The 289-nt window shown below is 76.1% G+C and carries 1 pseudogene; it reads left to right on the plus strand.

Going from position 1 to position 289, the window contains the following annotated elements:
* Positions 1-289, plus strand: a pseudogene (locus OO52_RS45755) (GNAT family N-acetyltransferase); the annotation flags it as partial.

A 289-nucleotide genomic window follows, 5' to 3' on the forward strand; every position in this document is an offset into this window, starting at 1 on the left:
CAGCGGGCTCGCCACCCCGCAGTTCAACGGCGTGGTACGCCTGCGGTCCACGGCCGTGGCCGAGCCGGCCGTGGCGGCCGTCCGTAAGGACCTGGCGGGACTTCCCTGGTGGTGGTGGGTCGGGCCCGACAGCCCCGAGGACACCGCCGACGCCCTGCGACGCCACGGCGGACGGGAACTCGCCGTCCTGCCGGTCCTGGTGAGGTCGCTCGGCCACCCGGCCGAGACGCTCGATCCGGCCGGGTCGGACGGTGCGCGCACCGGCCTGCGGGTGGAGACGGTGCAGGAC

It is taken from the genome of Streptomyces flaveolus, assembly GCF_000716535.1.
GTDB lineage: Bacteria > Actinomycetota > Actinomycetes > Streptomycetales > Streptomycetaceae > Streptomyces > Streptomyces flaveolus_A.